Raw genomic sequence first — 20,365 nt, forward strand, 5'->3', positions numbered from 1 at the left:
TCCGACTTTGAGACCCAGCCTATTCGGCGGCCTCGGTCGCCACGGGCGGCGTTTGTTCGGTGGTCTTGGAAAGACGGCCGCTGCCGTCATCGATAGGGTTGGCACCAGCGGGTCGCCCCGCCATTGCAATCAGTTCTTCGCCATGACTGGCAAGGTAACCGAGGGAAAACTCCATGCAGGCGATGCCGTAATTGCGGGTCCAGCGGGCGCCGGGATGTTGTGTTTCTTCATTGTGGCCCTGCAGAACGCTCAGCTCTTCCTGCAGATGCAGGCGGCGGCGTTCGATTGCGGCACGTAATGTGGCCTGATCCAGATGTTCAGCGCAGAGAGCGATCAAGAGAAAAGGAGAGCGATAGGAATCCGGTTGTTGCGGAGCGCAGAGCTCTGTCACCAGAGCCGCGCGTCCTGCTTTCGTTATGGAGTAGACCTTGCGTGTCGGCTTGCCGGACTGGCTTTCCTCGCGAACGGTGACCAAGCCTTCGTTCTCCAGCTTGGCAAGCGTCGGATAAATCGAGCCGAAGCTGGCTTCGTCAAAGTAGCTGAAACGCCCGGACGTGGATTCCTTCCGGATTTCATAGCCAGTGGCGTCTCCGAAACTCAGGATCGTCAGGCACAGCTTGCGCACGCTCATAGGCGAGATCTCCGGCGGGTCCAGGTTCTGTAAAATTCAACGAAGACGGCGCACACGCGCAGTCTGATCAAATGCATCATTTCGGTATGTATCAAATCAATATATGTCAGTCCGGATATGTCGTGCAAGACCTCTAGTCCGCGACAAATGCTCGGCAAGCAATTTTTCTCGTCATTTCCAGATCCGAGAGGATCCGCAAGCCTTGGCAACTCGCTGGACATGCCTTCAGTTCGAGGCTCGGAATGAAGGCCTGTTTCCATCTGACTTGCGTTAGGTCATGCAATTTACGCAAGTCAGATGGGGTAAGAGGTGTGCAAGTGCAACATGGCAGCAGTTGTATTGCGCCAATTTTCACATGATGGATGGCATTTTTAGCTATCTGCTGGCCGGAGTGGCGCTCAATTGTCCAAAATGCTTTGAGCGTAAGAACAGACGTCCTTCGAAAAATATGTCGTGATATTTCCAATTCCTGAGCGAAACCGGCGGCGGGCGCGCGCAGGAAGCGGGACCCGAGCGCCATCGCCGTCAGGCAAAAAGTGTCAGATGGAAAAGAGAAGGTGCGCGGATTGTTCGCGGTATGGAAGGAAGTCAGACGGACTCCGGGCGGGGATGGCCCACCCAAGTCGGATCGACCGCATTCTGCCTAGTGAAGCAGGCTGGCCTGCATCATGCTCGTGCTGGTGTTCAGGTTGCTGCTGATGCTGGATCGCGCGCTGTAGCTTGAAGAATCTTCAAGCGTCTTGAGATCGGCGAAAAGTGCCATTGAGGCGGCCGTGGCCAAAAACAGCAGCCCCGTGGTGACGAGTTTCATTGGGTTCTCCTAAGGTCTGCGGTGGGTTCTAACAGCGACCTTGGAAGACTTTGCAAAACAGTCCGGTAAAATTTGAGATAAAGGCTCGAGGTTGCGGCTGCCTCGCAAAGATGCTGGCCGTTCATCTCCTGCCTGCCCCTTGCATTGGGGAATCGAATGGGGTTTTGTGATTCTCACAAGTGAATGAGGGACTTCTGCCATCATGACAACACCATATCCCCGCGACATGATCGGCTACGGCCGGACGTCTCCTGATCCGAAATGGCCTGGCAACGCGAATGTCGCCGTGCAGTTCGTGATCAATTATGAAGAGGGTGGCGAAAATAATATTCTCCACGGCGACGCTGCATCGGAAGCCTTCCTCTCCGAAATCACCGGAGCCCAGGCCTGGCCGGGCAAGCGCCACTGGAACATGGAGAGCATCTACGAATACGGCTCCCGCGCAGGATTCTGGCGCTTGTGGCGCATGTTCTCCAAACGCGGCATTCCAGTCACCGTCTATGGTGTGGCAACGGCACTGGCCCGCACGCCGGATATCGTCGCTGCCATGAAGGAAGCTGATTGGGAAATTGCGTCTCACGGACTGAAGTGGATTGAATACGCCGATGTGCCGGAAGAGGTGGAACGCGAGCACATGCTTGAGGCCATCCGCATCCATGAGGAAGTGACCGGTTCCCGGCCTCTGGGCTGGTACACCGGACGCAGTTCCATGCAGACTCAAAAGCTCGTTATGGAGGAGGGCGGCTTCCTTTATGACAGCGACAGCTACGCCGATGATCTTCCCTATTGGGTGGACAGCCCGAATGGCGATCACTTGGTGATCCCCTACACGCTCGACACCAATGACATGCGCTTTGCCGCGGTCCAGGGCTTCAACTCCGGCGACCAGTTCTTCACCTATCTGAAGGATGCCTTTGATGTGCTCTATCAAGAGGGGGAAGAGGGCGCACCGAAGATGCTGAACATCGGTCTGCACTGCCGTCTCGCCGGACGTCCGGGGCGGGCCGCAGCACTTGCTCGCTTCCTCGAATATGTGCAGTCCCATGATAAAGTGTGGTTGCCGCGCCGGATCGACATCGCCTGGCACTGGCACGCCCATCACGCGCGCGGCTAAGTTTGTGTGGTGCATAAACAAAGAAGGCCGGTGCAATCATGCACCGGCCTTCTTTGTTTTCCATGAGCGTTGTCGGGTCAGGCGGCAGCCGAATTGGCGCGAATGCAGGACAGAAACTCGTTGACATACTGACGCAGCATTTCGGATTCCTGCTCCAGATCCTGTGAGGCGGCATAGACAATATCTGCGGCGACATTGGTTTCCGAGGCAGCTTTGGAAACGCCGGAGATATTGGTCGAAACCTCTTGAGTGCCGCGCGCAGCTTCCTGCACATTGCGGGCGATCTCCTGAGTGGCGGAGCCCTGTTGTTCAACAGATGCTGAGATGCTTGAGGTGATCTCGTTGATCCTGCTGACAGTTGCAGTGATCTCTTCGATTGCACCAACGGCCTGCTGGGTTTCTTCCTGAACATTGTGAATCTGGGCTGAGATTTCTTCCGTCGCCTTGGACGTCTGGGTCGCCAGATCCTTGACCTCGGCAGCCACAACTGCAAAGCCTCTGCCGGCCTCTCCGGCCCGGGCCGCTTCGATGGTGGCATTCAGGGCAAGCAGGTTGGTCTGCTCGGCGATTGCCTGAATCAGGTTGACGACCTCTCCGATGCGGTTTGCGGCATCGGACAGACCCTGGATCCGCTGGTTGGTCTGGGTTGCCTGGGAGGAAGCCCGAGACGCCACTTCGCTGGAGCTTGCCACCTGACGGCTGATTTCTGACACGGAGGCTGCCAGTTCTTCGGCTGCTGCGGCGACAGTCTCAACATTGGAGGAGGCATGTCCGGCAGCGCCGGCAACAGCTTCACTCTGGTCTGTTGTCTGCTGCGCTCCGGCATTCAGATCGGTGGAGGCCTGTTGCAGACCGCCGACGGACTTGGTGATCGTTTCGATCAAACCCTGGATCTGTCCTTCAAAACCGGCCGTCAGGGTCTGGACGTTGTCGCTGCGGGTGCGCTCCAGGGCCTGGCGGTCGCTTTCCTGATGCTCCAGTTCGCGGCGCGCGCGCTCATTTTCAGCAAAGACCTCCATGGCACGGGCCATGTTCCCGATCTCGTCGGAGCGGCCGGAGCTGGAAATCTCGATGTCCGTATCGCCTTGTGCCAGACGGGTCATGTTTTCGGTCAGGCAGGCCAGCGGTTTGGACAGGCTTCGGATAACCGCATAGGAGATCGAAAGCGCAAGAAGGCCGCCGACAAGTGCAATGCCGAGGATCTTGTAGGCGGTGTTCCAGAAGCTGGCTTCGACGTCATCCACATACATGCCGGTGGCGAGTACCCAGCCCCAAGGCTTGAATGGTTGAGCCCAGGAGGTTTTCGGCAAGGGCGTTTCCTGTCCCTTGCGTGGCTTGTAATAGGAGACGGCTCCACCACCGGTCTTGGCGGCTTCAATCATCGCCTGCACATGGTGCTTGCCGTTGCTGTCTGACGACCCGTAGGCGTCTTGCCCCTCTTTTTCAGGCGTGACGCTGACGACGCGGTGACCTGTTTCGGTGTAGCCAAAGGCGTAGTTGGAGCCGTCATAGCGCAGGGCACGAATGACGTCGCGGGCACGGGCCTGCGCCTCGTCCTGCGAAAGTTCCCCGGTTTCTTCAAGGTGATGAAAATACTTCGCCATCGAGGTCGCGATTTCGGCAACCGTGTGCGTCTTGTTGATCCGCTCGCTATAAAGCACGGTGCGCAAGGACATGAGGCTGAAGACGGCGATAATGGCGCAGAAGACGCCAACCGTCAGGACGGGAAGCCAGATTTTGAATCTGAGGCTGAAGCGATCTAGGGACATGGAGCAGGGAGCCTAAGTAGCAGAAAGGACTGTAAAAATCAGCTTTTACCCCTTAAGGAATTGTGAAAAATGCGAAGGGCTTCTTAGGGTTGTTGATCGGAAGAATGGACGAGCTTCAGCGCCAGATTTCGCCAAACGTGAGGATTATAGCCAGAAAGTAGCGAGGGGGCTCGCATCAGCCTATTTCGCAAGTGCAGCAAAAATGAATGACTTCAATTGTAAAAGTGATGACGTTGGAAGCGTGATCTCGCGGCGAAGAGCCGGATTTCTGCTGCGGAGTTTATCGGGCTGAAGAAATCAGTGCGTCTTTCTTCCCTCTGTGCAGTGCAAGATTGTGGTCTGAGCCAAAGCCGGCGAGGGGCATGTCCAAGCAGCCCGAGGTCCTGCTATAAGAAGATCTGCGCGAGCTCAGGTGTCGAAGGCTTCATGGTCCAAAATCCATTTATCCCACGCTACCACCTTTATGGCGAAAACGGGCCGGTTGAGGATTTCGATTTCTTTCACATCGAAACCATCCCGGCACGCTCGCGCTCGCTCGGCTGGTCGCTTGACCCCCATGCCCACGCTCATCTATTCCAGATTCTGGTGATCATGGAAGGCTCCGGTCGATTGAGCGGCGAAAGCGGCGAGCGATCGATAGATCATGAGACGGCAGTCTATGTCCCAGCCGGGGCTGTTCATGGCTGGACGTTTGCTCCCGGTACCGAGGGGTACGTTGTATCTTTCACGAGCGACTACCTGAGTGGCGGCAGTGCCGATCTGTCACAGGCGGAACAGGCAGCGCTGATGTGTGCCTCATGCAAGGTGACAGCTCTGGATCCCTTGAGGTTGCGCCGGATGGCCTTTGCCCTGTCGGAAATGGCGGCTGAAAGCAATGAGGTGGTGGAGCGTCGGGCAATCTTTCGGTCTTTGCTGAACTTCGTGCTTGTCCTGCTGTTCGAGCAGCCTGCCAGCCCACCTGCGGCCGACTCCACGACGGGTTTCTCGCTGGTTCAGTTCAAGGGACTGGTTGAGGAGAACTTCCGACAGCAGCGAGGGGCTGAGTTCTATGCGTCGGAAATGGGGCTAAGTGTGGCGCGCCTCAACCGGTTCTGCCGATTGTTCCTCGATCGCACCGCATCCCAGGCAGTGCGGGACCGCTTGATGCTGGAAGCCAAGCGTCTTCTGACATTCTCCAACCAGAGCGTGCAGGAAATTGCTTTCGACCTCGGATATGAGGATCCAGCTTATTTTTCGCGGAGCTTTCGCAAAGATATCGGTCGTTCGCCTCAGGAGTTCCGCACCAGCCAGAGCTCGTCGTTGACTGCTAAACCCGACTGACACGAGGCTGTCCCCTTGTGTAAATTAACTAAGAGAGAGGACTGATTGCACTCGTTTGGGTTGCAGCTCTTGAGCTTGTCCGCCGATCTGTCTAATTGTCTTGAGTGAATTAATCTTTTGTTAACGCTCAGGGTCGGCATGCAGGTTTCGGGTAGGTATTTTCATGTGTATGTTTTTGCTGCGTTTTCGGCGGGGTTCGCACTGATGGTCAGCCTCAACACGGATGATGCCCGGCTATTCGTGCAGAAATTTGCTGACGACAGTCGCACTGTCTTTGAGGATCTTCAGCCGGTTTATGAATTTGTGCGCAAGTTCGATCTGAACCGTATCATCCAGGAGAACCAGGATTTCGCTGAGGCGCTTGTGGCTTTTCCGACCGCTCCTTTGGCTGCTCTGAACACGCAACTCGAAGAAGCGCAGCGCCGCATCCAGGCGAACTGAGCGGCGCCAACCTGCAAGGGGGCCACCTTGGCTAACTGCAGGAGGCAAAGAAAAAGCCCCGCCGACAGGCGAGGCTGAGTTAGACCGAAACCCGGTCATGACCTGCTCTTGAAACGTCAGGTCATCGAATCTGAACTTCCGGGCGCTTCCGTTAGAACGGAAGCCCTACATAGTTTTCTGCGAGTGACACCTGCGCGGCGTGCGAGCTCGCCAGATAATCCATTTCGGATTGCTGGATTCGGGCGTTGAACGCACCCAGATCCGGGAATTGATGCAAAATCGACGTCATCCACCATGAGAAGCGTTCAGCCTTCCAGATCCGCGACAAGGCCTTCTGGGAGTAGTGGTCGACGCCGGCAGATGATTTTTCGCCGTAGAACTCAATCAGCCCGTTTGACAGGTAATGAATGTCGGAAGCCGCAAGGTTCAAACCTTTGGCGCCCGTTGGCGGTACGATATGCGCCGCGTCACCTGCCAGGAACATCCGTCCAAAGCGCAGTGGCTCTGAGACGAAGCTGCGCAACGGCGCGATGCTTTTTTCGATCGTCGGGCCGGTTTCCATGTTGGCGGCGGCTTGCGCGCCGAGACGTATCTTCAGCTCGTCCCAGAGTGCGTCGTCGGACCATTTGTTGACGTCCGTTCCCGCCGGAACCTGGATGTAATAGCGGCTGAGTGTTTCGGAGCGCATCGAAGCCAGCGCGAAGCCATTCGGATGGTTGGCGTAGATCAGCTCGTGATCGACCGGCTTTACGTAGGAGAGAATGCCGAGCCATCCGAAGGGATAGACTTTTTCGAACTCGGTGATGGCGGCTTTCGGCACACTGGTACGCGACACCCCATGATAGCCGTCGCAGCCACAGATAAAGTCGCAGGTGATCTCATGGGACACACCGTCCTTTTCATAGGTGACGCGTGGATGGTCGGTTTCGAAGTCATGCGGTGTGACGTTTTCCGCCTCATAGATGACCTGGGCGCTTCGCGCCTCATGTGCATCCATCAGGTCCTTTGTGACTTCCGTTTGTCCATAGACCATGACGTTCTTGCCGCTGGTCAGGCCGTTCAGGTCAATCCGCAGCCGGGTGTCGCCGACGGCCATGGTGAAGCCGTCGTGTGGCAGGCCTTCCTTGCGCATGCGCTCGGAGACGCCTGCCTGTTCCAGCATGTCGACCGTGCCCTGTTCCAGAACACCGGCCCGAATGCGCGACAGGACATATTCTGGTGAGCGACGTTCGAAGACGACACAGTCAACCCCGGCCTTGTGGAGCAGTTGGGACAGAAGCAGGCCAGAAGGTCCGGCACCAATGATGGCAACCTGGGTACGCATGGGTCATCCTCCCCGGATTTCGTTAGTCGGCATTCTAGGGAGGCCACGGCAAAGGAGAATGGACGGTTTTTCAAATCACTTGGACTTTTCGACCGCGCAGATCCCGAGCTTACGGCTGGGACGACAGCCAGTGGCGTCAGATAGCTGATCAGATGTGCGAGGCCGGATTGATTCATCACGCGAAGCAGTCGAATCGGTTTCTCAAGCCTTTTCAGCAAGCTTCTGAAATGATTCCAAAACCCGGTCAATCATCTGGTCACTGGCTCCCATATGGCAGGCCGGATCTTTCAATCCGTTCCAGTCGATTGGCAGGTCGTAGCTGTCCTTGAGAACATCGAACAGATGCTGTCCAGTTTCGTTGACGACCCTACAGGCCTTGGTGACTTTTTCCTGCGCTTCTGGACGGGGCATGTGGTCGGCAAGCGCGAACATGGCGGCTTCCGCCAAAAGCAGGCCGTTGGAAGCTTCGATGTTGGCGCGCATGTTCTCAGTTCGCACCACCAGTTCGGAGGCCAGCGTGTTGGCCTCTTTCAGCGCAGCTCCAGTGGCCAGAACCATCTGCGGCAGGGTCAGCCACTCAATGGCCCAATTGGATCCGGAGCGTTCGTGCTCATGCAGCGCAGCCTGGTGCATCGTGGCGATCAGGCCGGCATTCTGACGGGCCAGTGCCACAAGCACTTCAGCCCCCACCGGATTGACCTTGTTCGGCATGGTGGAAGAGCCGCCTCCGGATCCGGGCTTCAGTTCTGCAACTTCGTTCTGTGCCATCAGCATGACGTCTTGCGCCATCTTGCCGAGCGTGCCAGTCACCAGCGTCAGCCAGTTTGCATAATCGTCCAGACTGTCGCGCATGACATGCCAAGGGGCAGGTGAGATGCTCAGACCCAACCTTGCAGCGAGTTCGGCCTCCACATCCGTCGCCTTGTCACCAAGTGCTGCCAGATTACCGGCAGCACCGCCGAAGGAGAGGGTCAACAATCGCTCGCGCAAACCCGGCAACCTGTCGAGATGCCGCAGGATCGCCGACAGCCAGACAGCGCATTTCAGGCCAAAGCTCGTCGGTGTTGCCTGCTGCGTCCGCGTTCTGGCGGCTACAGGGGTGTTACGGTGCGCCTGCGCGAGATCGCCCAGCGTTCTGGCAAGGCGCGTCAGGGCGCTTTCATGCAGGTCTAGGACAGCCTTCAGCCGCAGAACCAACCCGGTGTCGGCGATGTCCTGGCTTGTTGCACCCCAGTGGACGAAGCGGGCGTGGTCCTTGTCAACCTGGCTGCGCAATTCCTTGACCAATGCAGGAACCGGCACGCCGTCTTTCGCAGTGCCTTCTGCCAACCGGTAGGGAGCGATCCGCGCCCGGGCGCAGGTCTTCTCGATGGCAGCAGCTGCTTCTTTCGGAATGACACCGCAGGCACCTTCAGCGGCGGCGAGCGCACTCTCCACCTGCACCATCGCCTTGATCACCGCGTCGTCTGAAAACAGCTCGGAAGTTTTCGAATCCGTGAACATAAGACCAGTGATCTGGCTGTCGAATGCGGTGAGGCTCATGAGGCGTCCTGTGGTTTGAACACGCTGTTGGTGACAACGGGCCAGCTTAAAAGTGCGTGATTGTTTGTAATGGATTCTGAGCCGAGCGGGAATGACGAAGGAGCGGGGAAAAGTCGGGCTATCGTCGTCATCCCGGACGCCGGCAAAGCCGGAGATCCGGGGTCGGTGAGCCGGGACCTTGCGGTTTTCTGGGATTCAGATCGTTGGTCACGGAGGCTCGCCGGTCGCGTCTCGGCGCTTCACTTGTCCGGGATGACGAAGGAGGAGTGCGTTGTGGAGCATGGCTCCCTCGATGGCGTGTCATGCTCGGACAAGCCCGAAGATTGCGCAGGAGAGTGAGCAGGCAATCGGCAGAGCGAAACGTCTTCGCCTTGCCGATTGCCTGAAGATCAGACGCCTTCCAGAGCGATGGAAATGCCTTGGCCGACACCGATGCACATGGTCGCAAGGGCGAGTTTGCCACCGCGCTTTTTCAATTCCAGTGCTGCCGTGCCGGTGATGCGCGCACCTGATGCGCCGAGCGGATGGCCAAGCGCAATGGCGCCGCCATTCGGGTTGATATAGTCCGCAGACTCGTCAAGACCCAGATCACGCAGCACCGCGATGCCCTGCGAGGCAAAGGCCTCGTTCAGTTCGATCAGGTCGAAGTCTTTCGGGGCAATGCCGATGCGCTGGCACAGCTTGCGGGTTGCCGGAGCCGGACCGATGCCCATGATGCGTGGTGGAACACCGGCTGAAGCTCCTGCAACGATCCGGGCAATCGGCGTCAAGCCGTATTTCTTGACGGCCTCTTCAGAGGCAATGATCAGCGCTGCCGCTCCGTCGTTGACGCCGGAAGCGTTGCCGGCCGTCACCGAGCCGCCATCACGGAAAGGTGCCCGCAGCTTGGCGAGCGCTTCCAGTGTTGTGCTCGGGCGGGGATGTTCATCCGTGTCGAAGATGATCGGATCGCCCTTGCGCTGCGGAATGGTAACCGGCACGATTTCTTCCGCCAGGCGACCATTTGCCAATGCTTTGCCAGCCTTTTGCTGGGAGCGGAAAGCGAAGGCATCCTGATCTTCGCGCGAGATGTTGAAATCCTCGGCGACGTTCTCACCGGTCTCCGGCATGCTGTCGACACCATACTGCTTCTTCATCAGGGGATTGATGAAGCGCCAGCCAATGGTGGTGTCTTCAATGGAGTTGGCGCGAGAGAAGGCAGTTTCAGCCTTTGGCATGACAAACGGTGCGCGTGACATGTTTTCCACGCCACCCGCCACGATCAGATCGGCCTGACCAGCAATGATTGCCCGCGACGCAGTGATGATGGCATCCATCCCAGATCCGCACAGGCGGTTCATCGTCGTGCCGGGAACGACGTCCGGCAGACCGGCCAGAAGCGCCGACATACGGGCGACGTTGCGGTTGTCTTCGCCGGCCTGGTTGGCACAGCCGTAGATGACTTCATCCACAGCGGTCCAGTCCACGCCCGCGTTGCGTTCCATCAAGGCGCTCAGAGGGATCGCGCCGAGATCGTCGGCACGCACGGAGGACAGCGACCCGCCGAAACGGCCGATCGGAGTGCGGATGTAGTCGCAGATATAAGCGTGCTTCATCATCTGTTTCCTTAGTTTCCCGAATGCGCGGCTTTGGTCCGGGCATGCAGATCACGCAGCACTTCCAGCTCTTCGGCAGTCGGCAGGGGTGTTTCTGATAGCTCGGCGGCGAACTTGGCCTTCCAGCCGACGGTCTCGGCGACCTGTTCCCGTGTCGCGCCCTGATGTAGGGAGGTAACAGTGAATTCCTTGGTCTCCGGATCCGGTTCCCAGATCGCCAGATCGGTGATCAGACGGCTCGGGCCCTTCGTTGTGACGCCCTTGTCGGCACGGTCCGTTCCGCCCGTGCCATGGCCCAGCGAAGTAATAAAGTCGAGTTTGTCGACGAAGCCGCGCAATGACTGCTTCATGGTGATGAAGATCTCGCCACATGAGACGGCAATTTCAGGTGCACCGCCGCCACCTGGCAGGCGGACCTTCGGATTGTCGTAGTCTCCAACGACGGTCGTGTTGATGTTGCCGAACTTGTCGAGCTGAGCGCCCCCAAGGAAGCCAACGGTTATGCGTCCACCTTGCAGCCAGTAGCGGAACATCTCCGGCACGGACACAGTGGTCACTGCGGTGTCGCAAAGCTCGCCGTCACCAATCGACAGAGGCAGAACGTCTGGAGCTGTGCCGATGGTGCCGCTCTCGTAGATCAGTGTGATGTCTGGCGCATGGGTCAGTCGTGCGAGGTTGCAGGCGGCCGAAGGCGCGCCGATGCCGACGAAACAGACGTCGGAGTTCTTCAGGGCCCGGGCAGCTGCTACGGTCATCATCTCGGTAGAGGTGAAATTGGTCATGGCTCTCTCCTCAACCTTGGACTTTCAGATGGGCAACGCGCTTGGCGAAGATCTCCGGCGTTTCGTTCATGACGTGCTCGCGCATCCACTCCATGAAAACTTCGCGATCAGCGGAAATCTTGTCCCATTCCAGATAGGAAGCATTGTCGCGGGCATAGTAGCCCTGGGTGTAGGAGGGATGCGACCCACCTGGCACCTTGGCGACGGATGTCACGGTCCAGCACGGCAGAACGGTCGCATTGGGATGCACATCGTCGAAATCGTCGACGATTTCTTCAACAGTCACGATGGAGCGCTTGGCGGACAGTACGGCTTCCTTCTGGACGCCCGTGATGCCCTCGATCAGCACATCACCCTTTTTCGTCGCCTTCTGCGCATGGATCACAGCGACATCGGGACGGTGTGCCGGAACGGCAGCCAGTTCTTCGCCAGTGAAGGGGCAGTTAACGAACTTGATGTTCGGATTGACGCGGACCAGCTCGGCGCCACGGTAGCCGCGGAAAATCGCGCAAGGCAGGCCGGCAGCCCCAGCCTCATATGCATTGGCCATCGCTGCGTGGCTGTGCTCCTCGATCTCCAACGCGCGGGGCCACTGGTTTTCGACAGCATCGCGCATCCGGCGCAAAAGGCCGACGCCCGGATTTCCGGCGAACGAGAAAACAAGTTTCTTGACGGCACCCATCCCGATCATCTGGTCGTAGATGATGTCCGGGGTCATGCGGATCACGGTCAGGTCCTTGCGGCCCTGGCGCAACGTTTCATGCGCGGCGGCGTGCGGAATGAGGTGGGTGAAACCTTCAAAGGCGACGGTATCGCCGTCCTTGATGTTTTCAGCGACCGCCTCGGAGAGAGACTGAATTTTCGCCATGTTTTCTACTCGTCTGTTTCACGAATGTGGCCCGTGCAGATCGCACGGGCCATTGGGCAGGAAGGGGATCACGAGAAGCTGTCGGCAGGTATACCGGCTCTTGGCTCGCGGTGCTTTTCATATGTCGAAAAACACCGTTTCGTTGTCGCCCTGCAAATAGATGTCGAATGTGTAGACCACTTCGCCGTCCGCCTCGTTGCGCTTGGCAATCAGGGTCTGACGTCGCTCCACAAGCTCGATGCCGTTAAGAACGGGGTCTGTCGCATTGGCCGTTGTTTCATCGCTGAAATAAACGCGTGTACTGAGGCCGATATTGATGCCGCGGGACACGATCCAGAGACTTATGTGTGGTGCTTGGACAGCGCCGTTGCGCCCGGGAACCTTGCCGGGCTTGATTGTTTTCAGCTGGTAGACGCCGGTGTCGAAGTCGGAGCAGATCCGGCCCCAGCCACGAAAATTGTCTTCAATCTCCTTGGCTTGGAAATCTTCCGGATGGTTGTATTTGCCCTCGGAATTGGCCTGCCAGCTCTCCAGCAACACATCGCGAATCGGCGTGCCTGATCCGTCAAACACACGACCCTGCAAGGTGATCCGCTCGCCCTTGGTGTCCGGGCCGACGATCTCGTTGGAGAAGTTGTTCTCGAAGATGTCGAAGCCCGCATAGGACGGCGCAAGGCCGATGTGGACGTAAGGCCCGGCCGTCTGGCTTGGCGTTTCCTTCAACATGTGAAGTGGCTGTACCATGGCTCAGTTTCCTTCCAGACGGTTTTCAAACAGCGTGGACCGGCGACCGCGAAGCACGATGTCGAACTTGTAGGCTCGGGTGTCCATCGGGATCGAATTGTTCATATCGAGCGGCGCGATCAGGCGCTTGATCGCCTCTGCATCCGGGATCGTCTTGACGATCGGGCAGATGTCGATCAGCGGATCACCCTCGAAATACATCTGAGTGATCAGACGTTGGGAGAAAGAAGGACCGAAGACCGACAGGTGGATATGGGCCGGACGCCAGGAGTTGACGTAATTGCGCCAGGGATAGGGGCCTGGCTTGATGGTGCGGAAGAAATAGTAGCCGTTGTCATCCGAAAGGCAGCGGCCACAGCCACCGAAGTTCGGGTCGATTGGCGCTAGGTAAACGTCTTTCTTGTGGCGATAGCGACCACCGGCGTTTGCCTGCCAGGCTTCCACCAGCGTGTTCGGCACGCCATTGCCGTTTTCGTCTAGTACCCGACCATGCACGATGATGCGCTGGCCGATAGGCTCTCCATCCTGTGCGTAGTTCGAGATCATGTCGTTGTCGAGCGGGCCGAGTTCGTTGTGGTTGAACATCGGGCCGGTCAATTCCGACAGGGACTGGTCAATGGACAGCAGGGCGTTCTTCGGCGAGCGCAAGACGGATGTCTTGTAGATCGGTGTATAGGCCGGAGGCTGCATGTCCCGATCACGCTGATAATACTCTCCGGGTTTGGGCCCGGTCGGCAACATGTTAGGTCTTTCAATAGGCATTCTTTTCTCCCAAAAGGCTTTGCGGTCGCGTTCCCGTCCTGAACGCTGACCCTTGGCTGCCCCTCCGAAAACAGGCTGGCCGGCTTGTCGAAGCCTGCCGTAAAATCAGTCGGCTTGCATGCCGGCCAGGGTTTCCTTGGCGATCTTGATCGCCGTGTTGGCTGCCGGGACACCGGCGTAGATTGCCACATGCATCAGCAATTCACGGATGTCCTCTGCCGTCGCGCCAGTCTGGGCCGTGGCGCGCACATGCATGGCGAATTCCTCGTGGTGGCCGAGACCGGCCAGCAGAGCGAGCGTCACGATAGAACGCTCGCGCTTGGAAAATGTGTCGTCCGACCAGACCGTGCCCCAGGCACTTTCAGTGATCAGCGTCTGAAAGTCGGTGTCAAAGTCGGTCATGTTAGCGCCGGCGCGGTCAACATGGGCATCGCCCAGGACGCTGCGTCGGGTCGCCAGGCCGGTATCATAGCGGGAGCCGGGGGCACGTTCAGACAATGGTTTTCTCCTGAAGGAATTTTGTTATTTTGGTTGCGACCTGATCGGGAAACTCGACACAGGGAAGATGTCCGGCGCCAGCAATCTCGGCGTATGTCGCGTTCTTGATCAGCGCTGCTGTCGCCTTGACCAGGTCGGTCGGTGTCGAGCCATCCTCGGAGCCGCACATGCAGAGAACCGGCAGCGTTAGAGCGCTGGTGGCCTGCGTGAAGTCCGTGTCGCGGATTGCAGCGCAGGTGCCAAGATATCCGTCCTTGGTGGTCCGTGTCAGCATTGCTCGCCATCCGGCAAGGTCCTGCGGCCGGTTGGCGCGGAAATCTGCTGAGAACCATCGCTCCAGAATGGGCTCGCTCAAGGCGGCAATCCCACCGTCTTCAATGGCGGCCATGCGAGAGCCCCACATCTCGGGGGTGCCGATCTTGGCGGCAGTGTCCATCAGCACCAGCGCGTGCACAAGGTCTGGACGCTTGTGCGCCAGCCCCTGGGCGATCTGGCCACCGACCGACAAGCCGATGAAGATCGTCTGTGAAAGACCGAGTTCATCCAGTAGGCCGGCCACATCGTCCACGAGGGTCGACATCTTGTAAGGGGCGGGGGTAGCCTCGCTCAGCCCATGGCCGCGCTTGTCATAACATACCATCCGGAAGCGACCGGAAAAGTGCTTCTCGATCCCGTCCCATACACGCAGATCGGTGCCCAGCGAATTGGAGAACACCATTGTCGGCAGGTCTGCTTCACCGGTATCCGTATAATGGAGATATAGGCCGTTGGCCTTGACCATCTTCATCGTTGTTCCCTCCACTTGTCCGGGAGCTGTGCCGCGGGCCGCTCACCGGTTCTATTGTATTTAATATTTGACTCTCACGTTAGTTATGTAAAATGAGAAATTGATAGAGAACAATAACCAAACGGAATGGCGTATGATCGATCCGCGCGTGAAGTATCGGCATGTGCAGTGTTTTTTGGAAGTGGCGCGCCGACGCAGCCTTGTCAAAGCGGCTGACGCGTTGACCATTACCCAGCCTGCGGTTTCCAAAACACTTAAGGAGCTGGAGGAAATCCTCCAGGTGCGCTTGTTCGAGCGCAGTCGCAAGGGTGTCGTCCCGACCCAGTTCGGCGAAGTGTTTCTGCATTACGCTGGCGCCAGCCTGGCGGCGCTGAAGCAGGGTCTCGACAGTGTTGCGCAAGCTCGCATGTCGGGGGAATCCTATCTCAACGTCGGTGTGCTGCCCAGTGTGGCTGCCCGGATCGTGCCGCAAGCGGTGGAAGCATTTCAAAGCGAAGGGCTGGAGACAACGCTGACGTTGATCACCGGCCCGAACACCCTGTTGCTCAGCAGGTTGCGCGGCGGAGAATTGGATCTGGTGGTGGGGCGATTGTCCGATCCCGAGCAGATGGCCGGGCTCTCTTTTACGCATCTTTATTCGGAAAGTGTCTCCTTCGTCGTTCGCAAGGGGCACCCGATGCTTGATAATGGGGCGGATGATCTGTCCCGCATCGTCGATTATCCCGTGCTTTATCCGACCAAGGAGGCAATCATCCGGTCCTATGTGGAGCGGCTTTTGATTGCTCAGGGCATCACCCGTTTGCCGAAACGGATCGAGACGATTTCCAACAGTTTTGGTCGAACTTATACTTTGGGGACGGATGCGGTCTGGATCATCTCCAGTGGTGTGGTTTCCCGCGATGTCGCCAATGGGGAATTGGTGGAACTGCCGTTGGAAACAGCCGAAACAACCGGGCCGGTGGGCCTGACCACACGGGCTGACGCAGCGCCGACCCCAGCTTTGCTCGTTTTCCAGAACGCGTTGCGGCAAGCGGCCAAATCAGTGCCGGTCAAAAAGTAATGATTGCTTATGGAAAAAGATCGAATTTTCCGACGTCTTAGGAATTTGAAGGATCACTTGTATAAGCAATACTTATTCTTGATTGAGGAATCATTATTTTACCTCTCTGCAAGAATGACGTAGTTTTTTGATGCAGTTTGACCGGGTTGGAGGGACCTGTAGAAACTCGTTCGGTCGAAATGCCACAACCTTAAGGGAGGTTCTTATGAAACATTTGCTTTCCGTGGCTGCAGGTCTGTTGACCGCAACCATGATGACAGTGTCTGCCAGTGCGCAGGACGTGACTCTCACCATGCATCACTTCCTCGGCCCGAAAAGCCCGGCCCAGACGAAGATGATGGAGCCTTGGGCACAGAAGGTCGAAGCTGATTCCGACGGTCGCATCAAGGTCGAGATTTTCCCGTCCATGTCCCTCGGCGGCAAGCCGCCTGAGCTGTACCGTCAGGTGCGTGACGGCGTTGTGGATATTGTCTGGAGCCTGCTTGGCTACACTCCGGGCGTTTTCCCGCATGCCGAAGTTTTCGAGCTGCCGACGGTTCACCTTGGCTCTGCCGAGGAAAGCACGATGGCGCTGGTCAACAATTTTGACCTGATCGCAGAAGACTTCGAGGGTTTGAAGATCATCCTGCTTCACACCCATGGTGGTCAGGCATTCCACATGGTCGACAAGAAGGTCACGTCTCCGGGCGACCTCGAAGGTCTGAAGATCCGGACCCCGTCACGCGTTGGTGGTTGGAGTCTGGAAGCTCTCGGTGCCGAGCCGGTTGGCATGCCGGTTCCGGATCTGCCGCAGGCGCTGTCCAAGGGCGTCGTTGCCGGTGCCATGGTGCCGTTCGAAATCGTGCGTCCGCTCAAGCTTCAAGAGCTGACCAAATACACCACCGTTGGAGCAAACGACCTGCGTTTCGGCACGTCCATCTTCATGATTGCCATGAACGAAGATCGCTATAACGATCTTCCGGACGATCTGAAAAAGGTCATCGACGACAACTCCATGGGCGCGATTGCTCAGGAATATGGTGCTCTTTGGGATGCCATCGAAGAAGACGGCAAGGGGCTGCGTCGCGAATCCGGTGAACTGATCGAGTTGTCCGAAGAGCAGACTGCTGCGTTTAACGACAAGATGCAGCTGGTTGTCGACCGTTGGGTCGAAGAAGCAAACGGCAATGGTCTCGACGGTGCCGGCCTGGTTGAGAAGGCGCGTGCGGCTGTGATGGCTGAGCATAACAAATAAGCCTGTCTGACAAGGCAATAACAACAGGGCGAACGGCATAGAAGTGCCGTTCGCCTTTCTTCCAAAAGGCTGAAATATGCACGCGTTTCTGCAACGTATCGCCGGTGGTTGGGCGTTCCTCGGCGGGGTCCTCGTGATCGCGATCGTGCTCGTCACCGCAGTCAATGTTGGCGCTTTTCTTCTCGACAGTCTCCTCAAGCCGATGGGCATATTCGTGCCAGGGCTTCCCGGTTATGAGGACTTTGTTCGACTTGCTATCAGCGTAGCCGCACTGAGCTTCTTTCCTTACTGCCAGGTACGTCGAGGCCATGTCTCGGTCGAGCTGTTCGTGCAGCATTTTCCGCCGACGCTTCAGAATATTCTGGATCGCATGTGGCTCCTCTGCACGGTCTTTGTCGCGCTTTTCCTTGGTTATTGGATGATCCAGGGCATGCTGGAAACACGCGCCGACCACGCCATGACCTCTATTCTCGGTTGGGACGAGTGGCCCTGGTACATACCAGGCATTATTTCCATGGCACTGTGGGCGCTGGTTTGCCTCATCCAGACGTTTGAAAGGAAAACCCATGGGTGAGATGGAGTTTATCGGGATTGGCGGGCTCGTTGTCCTGTTCATCCTGCTGTCCCTGCGCGCGCCTGTTGGTCTGTCGATGCTGCTGGTCGGCATCGGTGGCTACTATTGCCTGTCGCTGGCCGCGCCGTACGTTCGCTTTCTGCCTTACATCAAGCAGTTCAAGACGCTTCTGTGGTCGAACATGGCGAACTACGACCTGTCGGTCATCCCGCTGTTCGTCTTCATGGGGTATCTCGCCAGTCAGGCGGGATTGAGCCAGGATCTGTTCCGTGGAATGAGTGCGCTGATGTCGCGCTTCCGGGGCGGTGTTGCCATGTCAGCGATTGGCGCCTGCGCTGGTTTCGGCGCAGTCTGCGGATCTTCCCTGGCAACGGCTTCCACCATGGGCCGCGTTGCTCTGCCTGAGCTTCGTCGGATGAATTATTCGCCACGTCTGGCAACTGGTGCCCTTGCAGCCGGTGGAACGCTCGGTATCCTGATCCCGCCATCTGTCGCCTTGGTGATCTATGCGGTCATCGTCGAAGCTTCGATCATCGATATGTTCCGGGCTGCGATCATCCCCGGCCTGATTGCCGTGCTGTTCTTCATCTCCGTGATTGCCATCATGGTGCGGATCAACCCGAAACTTGCTCCCAAGACTTCCGACATGGATCCGGCAGAACGCAAGACAGCACTGCTGAGGTTGATTCCCGTATTGTTGATCTTCGGGTCGATTATCCTGGGTCTGGGCGTTGGTCTGTTTACACCTACTCCGGCTGCCGGGGTCGGGGTGTTCGCCATTCTGGTCTATGGATTCGCCCAGCGGTTCTGGGGCGAGAAGGGGCTGAATATCAAGGGCGTCTCCACGGCACTGCTTGAAACGGCCATCACCTCCGGCATGATCTATTACATCCTGTTCGGCGCGGAGGTTCTCAAGGGCTTCTTCACCCGGGCAGGCTTGCCTTCGGCAATGGCAACCTGGGCCGGATCCAGCGGGCTCGACCCGTGGCTGGTGCTGATCATCATGCTGCTGATCTTCATCCTGCTTGGCTGTTTCATGGACAGCCTGGCGATGATCCTTGTTGTCGTTCCTTTCTTCTGGCCGGTTTTGATCGACCTGAATGGCGGGGATTATGCGACGGCTGCTTCATCAACCTTCGGAATGAGCGTGGATGAGCTCAAGATCTGGTTCGGTATCCTGTCGCTTATAGTCGTGGAGTTGGGGCTGATCACACCGCCTGTCGGTCTGAACGTCTTCATCATCAATGCGCTCGCCAAGGACGTTCCGATGTCAGAGACGTTCAAGGGCGTCATTCCCTTCTTCGGAGTGGAATTGATCCGGGTGGCGCTGCTGATTTTCTTCCCTGTCCTAGTGCTGTTCATGCCCAGTGCACTTGGATAGCGATGCTGTCGTTGCCTCGGCTTTTGCCTGAAAAACTTACAAACCCCGCCGGTTATCATGCCGGCGGGGTTTTTCGTATTGATACAGCGATTGCCACAGGCTGAGCCTGAATTGGGTTGCCGTTTTGTTTGATGATCGAAATTGAGACGAAAATACCAGCGCTCGGATTTCGTTCGCAATCCCATTCGTTTATTCCTCGGTGTCTCGCACCTACTTTAGACCCAACATCAGACGAACCGGAAAAAGGGTTTCATGACCGCCATCTCCTCGGCTTCTTCGGCCCTGTGCACCCTCGCGATTGCTGCGGGTGCAAAAATTCTTGAGATCTATGAAGCAGAAGCGGTCACTGCGGCTTCCAAGGCCGACGGGTCTCCGGTGACAGCTGCGGACGAAGCAGCCGAAGAGGTGATCCTTGCCGGTCTGGCCAAGCTTTTCCCCGGTGTGCCCGTTGTGGCTGAAGAAGCCGTAGAAGCGGGTAACTTGCCGGTTGTCCAGAACCGCTATTTTCTCGTTGATCCGCTCGACGGAACCAAGGAGTTCATCAGCCGAAATGGTCAGTTCACGGTCAATATCGCTCTGATCGAAGACGGCTTACCGGTTTTTGGCGTTGTCTATGCCCCGGCACTTGATGAAATCTACTGGGGCGGAGCGTTCCCGGCCGAGATGAGTGACAGCCAGGACGCTGGCGCTTACCAGGCCGATGTGTTGGACGGTGTGCTTGGCGCAGTGCGCAAGATTGCCGTTCGTCCGGTCCCCGCCGGTGGTCTGTCGGTTCTTGCCAGCCGCTCGCATCTCTCGGCAGAGACCGCCGAGTTCATCGAGAAATTCGAGGTGGATGAAAAGCTGTCTGTCGGGTCCAGCCTGAAGCTGTGCTGGGTTGCTTGTGGCAAGGCGGATCTCTACCCGCGCATGGCCCCGACGATGCAATGGGACATTGCTGCAGGTGATGCGGTTCTGCGCGCAGCCGGTGGCACGGTTCTGGAAGCGGAGACCTGGACGCTCCGGCGCTACGCGGTGCCGGAGGGCGCAGTCAAATCCGACCTTCTCAATCCCTATTTCGTGGCTGTTAGCGATGTCGAGATTCTGGCCGCTGCCGGATTTCCGGTTGCTGGCTGAACGGCCAAACGC

Annotated in this window: 19 protein-coding genes and 1 pseudogene; 8 read left to right on the forward strand and 12 right to left on the reverse strand. The window is 57.6% G+C overall.

What is annotated here, in order from left to right:
* Positions 1-19 precede the first annotated feature (19 nt).
* Positions 20-631 carry a PadR family transcriptional regulator gene (locus J0X15_RS12925; RefSeq protein WP_206941405.1) on the reverse strand — a complete coding sequence of 204 codons (612 nt, stop codon included), beginning with the start codon at positions 629-631 and terminating at the stop codon, positions 20-22.
* A 643-nt stretch (positions 632-1,274) separates the two neighbouring features.
* Entirely contained in the window at positions 1,275-1,442 is a 168-nt protein-coding gene (locus J0X15_RS12930) for a hypothetical protein (protein ID WP_206941406.1), read from the reverse strand.
* Between the two features lie 202 nt (positions 1,443-1,644).
* On the opposite strand from J0X15_RS12930, the pseudogene puuE reads away from it, so the two are divergent.
* Positions 1,645-2,544, forward strand: a pseudogene (puuE, locus tag J0X15_RS12935) (allantoinase PuuE); the annotation flags it as partial.
* Between the two features lie 89 nt (positions 2,545-2,633).
* Here the strand turns inward: puuE and J0X15_RS12940 are convergent.
* Positions 2,634-4,325 carry a methyl-accepting chemotaxis protein gene (locus J0X15_RS12940; protein WP_206941424.1) on the reverse strand — a complete coding sequence of 564 codons (1,692 nt, stop codon included), beginning with the start codon at positions 4,323-4,325 and terminating at the stop codon, positions 2,634-2,636.
* A gap of 426 nt (positions 4,326-4,751) precedes the next feature.
* Between J0X15_RS12940 and J0X15_RS12945 the strand changes: the two genes are divergently transcribed.
* Entirely contained in the window at positions 4,752-5,645 is an 894-nt protein-coding gene (locus tag J0X15_RS12945; protein WP_206941426.1) for a helix-turn-helix domain-containing protein, read from the forward strand.
* Positions 5,646-5,810: 165 nt separating this feature from the next.
* Positions 5,811-6,086 carry a hypothetical protein gene (locus J0X15_RS12950; protein WP_206941428.1) on the forward strand — a complete coding sequence of 92 codons (276 nt, stop codon included), beginning with the start codon at positions 5,811-5,813 and terminating at the stop codon, positions 6,084-6,086.
* 151 nt (positions 6,087-6,237) lie between these two features.
* On the opposite strand, the gene pobA is transcribed toward J0X15_RS12950, so the two are convergent.
* From pobA to pcaD, 9 genes are all read right to left on the reverse strand, one after another.
* Positions 6,238-7,410, reverse strand: coding sequence for a 4-hydroxybenzoate 3-monooxygenase (gene pobA / locus J0X15_RS12955; RefSeq protein WP_206941430.1), 1,173 nt, complete (start codon positions 7,408-7,410; stop codon positions 6,238-6,240).
* A 201-nt stretch (positions 7,411-7,611) separates the two neighbouring features.
* Positions 7,612-8,952: a 3-carboxy-cis,cis-muconate cycloisomerase gene (pcaB, locus tag J0X15_RS12960; RefSeq protein WP_206941432.1), complete on the reverse strand. Its 1,341-nt coding sequence runs from the start codon at positions 8,950-8,952 to the stop codon at positions 7,612-7,614.
* 389 nt (positions 8,953-9,341) lie between these two features.
* Positions 9,342-10,547: a 3-oxoadipyl-CoA thiolase gene (pcaF, locus tag J0X15_RS12965; RefSeq protein ID WP_206941822.1), complete on the reverse strand. Its 1,206-nt coding sequence runs from the start codon at positions 10,545-10,547 to the stop codon at positions 9,342-9,344.
* A gap of 11 nt (positions 10,548-10,558) precedes the next feature.
* Positions 10,559-11,329, reverse strand: a complete 771-nt coding sequence (locus tag J0X15_RS12970) for a CoA-transferase subunit beta (protein WP_206941435.1) — start codon at positions 11,327-11,329, stop codon at positions 10,559-10,561.
* Positions 11,330-11,339: 10 nt separating this feature from the next.
* Positions 11,340-12,197, reverse strand: coding sequence for a CoA transferase subunit A (locus tag J0X15_RS12975; RefSeq protein ID WP_206941437.1), 858 nt, complete (start codon positions 12,195-12,197; stop codon positions 11,340-11,342).
* A gap of 117 nt (positions 12,198-12,314) precedes the next feature.
* The gene (gene pcaG, locus J0X15_RS12980; protein WP_206941439.1) at positions 12,315-12,941 is read right to left on the reverse strand and encodes a protocatechuate 3,4-dioxygenase subunit alpha; all 627 of its coding nucleotides are present in this window, start codon (positions 12,939-12,941) and stop codon (positions 12,315-12,317) included.
* A gap of 3 nt (positions 12,942-12,944) precedes the next feature.
* Positions 12,945-13,703, reverse strand: coding sequence for a protocatechuate 3,4-dioxygenase subunit beta (gene pcaH, locus J0X15_RS12985; RefSeq protein ID WP_231710406.1), 759 nt, complete (start codon positions 13,701-13,703; stop codon positions 12,945-12,947).
* A gap of 105 nt (positions 13,704-13,808) precedes the next feature.
* The gene (gene pcaC, locus J0X15_RS12990) at positions 13,809-14,201 is read right to left on the reverse strand and encodes a 4-carboxymuconolactone decarboxylase (protein WP_206941441.1); all 393 of its coding nucleotides are present in this window, start codon (positions 14,199-14,201) and stop codon (positions 13,809-13,811) included.
* The gene (gene pcaD / locus J0X15_RS12995) at positions 14,194-14,988 is read right to left on the reverse strand and encodes a 3-oxoadipate enol-lactonase (RefSeq protein ID WP_206941443.1); all 795 of its coding nucleotides are present in this window, start codon (positions 14,986-14,988) and stop codon (positions 14,194-14,196) included. The genes pcaC and pcaD overlap by 8 nt, the downstream gene beginning before the upstream one ends.
* 133 nt (positions 14,989-15,121) lie before the next feature.
* Between pcaD and pcaQ the strand changes: the two genes are divergently transcribed.
* The 5 genes from pcaQ (at position 15,122) to cysQ (ending at position 20,353) form a co-directional block, all read left to right on the forward strand.
* Positions 15,122-16,048 carry a pca operon transcription factor PcaQ gene (gene pcaQ, locus J0X15_RS13000; RefSeq protein ID WP_206941445.1) on the forward strand — a complete coding sequence of 309 codons (927 nt, stop codon included), beginning with the start codon at positions 15,122-15,124 and terminating at the stop codon, positions 16,046-16,048.
* Positions 16,049-16,253: 205 nt separating this feature from the next.
* Positions 16,254-17,282, forward strand: a complete 1,029-nt coding sequence (locus tag J0X15_RS13005; RefSeq protein ID WP_206941447.1) for a TRAP transporter substrate-binding protein — start codon at positions 16,254-16,256, stop codon at positions 17,280-17,282.
* A gap of 76 nt (positions 17,283-17,358) precedes the next feature.
* Positions 17,359-17,856: a TRAP transporter small permease gene (locus tag J0X15_RS13010; protein ID WP_206941449.1), complete on the forward strand. Its 498-nt coding sequence runs from the start codon at positions 17,359-17,361 to the stop codon at positions 17,854-17,856.
* A complete protein-coding gene (locus J0X15_RS13015) occupies positions 17,849-19,237 on the forward strand; it encodes a TRAP transporter large permease (RefSeq protein WP_206941451.1) in 1,389 nt (462 codons plus the stop codon). The genes J0X15_RS13010 and J0X15_RS13015 overlap by 8 nt, the downstream gene beginning before the upstream one ends.
* A 252-nt stretch (positions 19,238-19,489) precedes the next feature.
* Positions 19,490-20,353, forward strand: a complete 864-nt coding sequence (gene cysQ, locus J0X15_RS13020; RefSeq protein ID WP_206941453.1) for a 3'(2'),5'-bisphosphate nucleotidase CysQ — start codon at positions 19,490-19,492, stop codon at positions 20,351-20,353.
* Positions 20,354-20,365 lie beyond the last annotated feature (12 nt).

Origin of the sequence: Roseibium limicola (assembly GCF_017313085.1) — a bacterium.
Taxonomy (GTDB): domain Bacteria; phylum Pseudomonadota; class Alphaproteobacteria; order Rhizobiales; family Stappiaceae; genus Roseibium; species Roseibium limicola.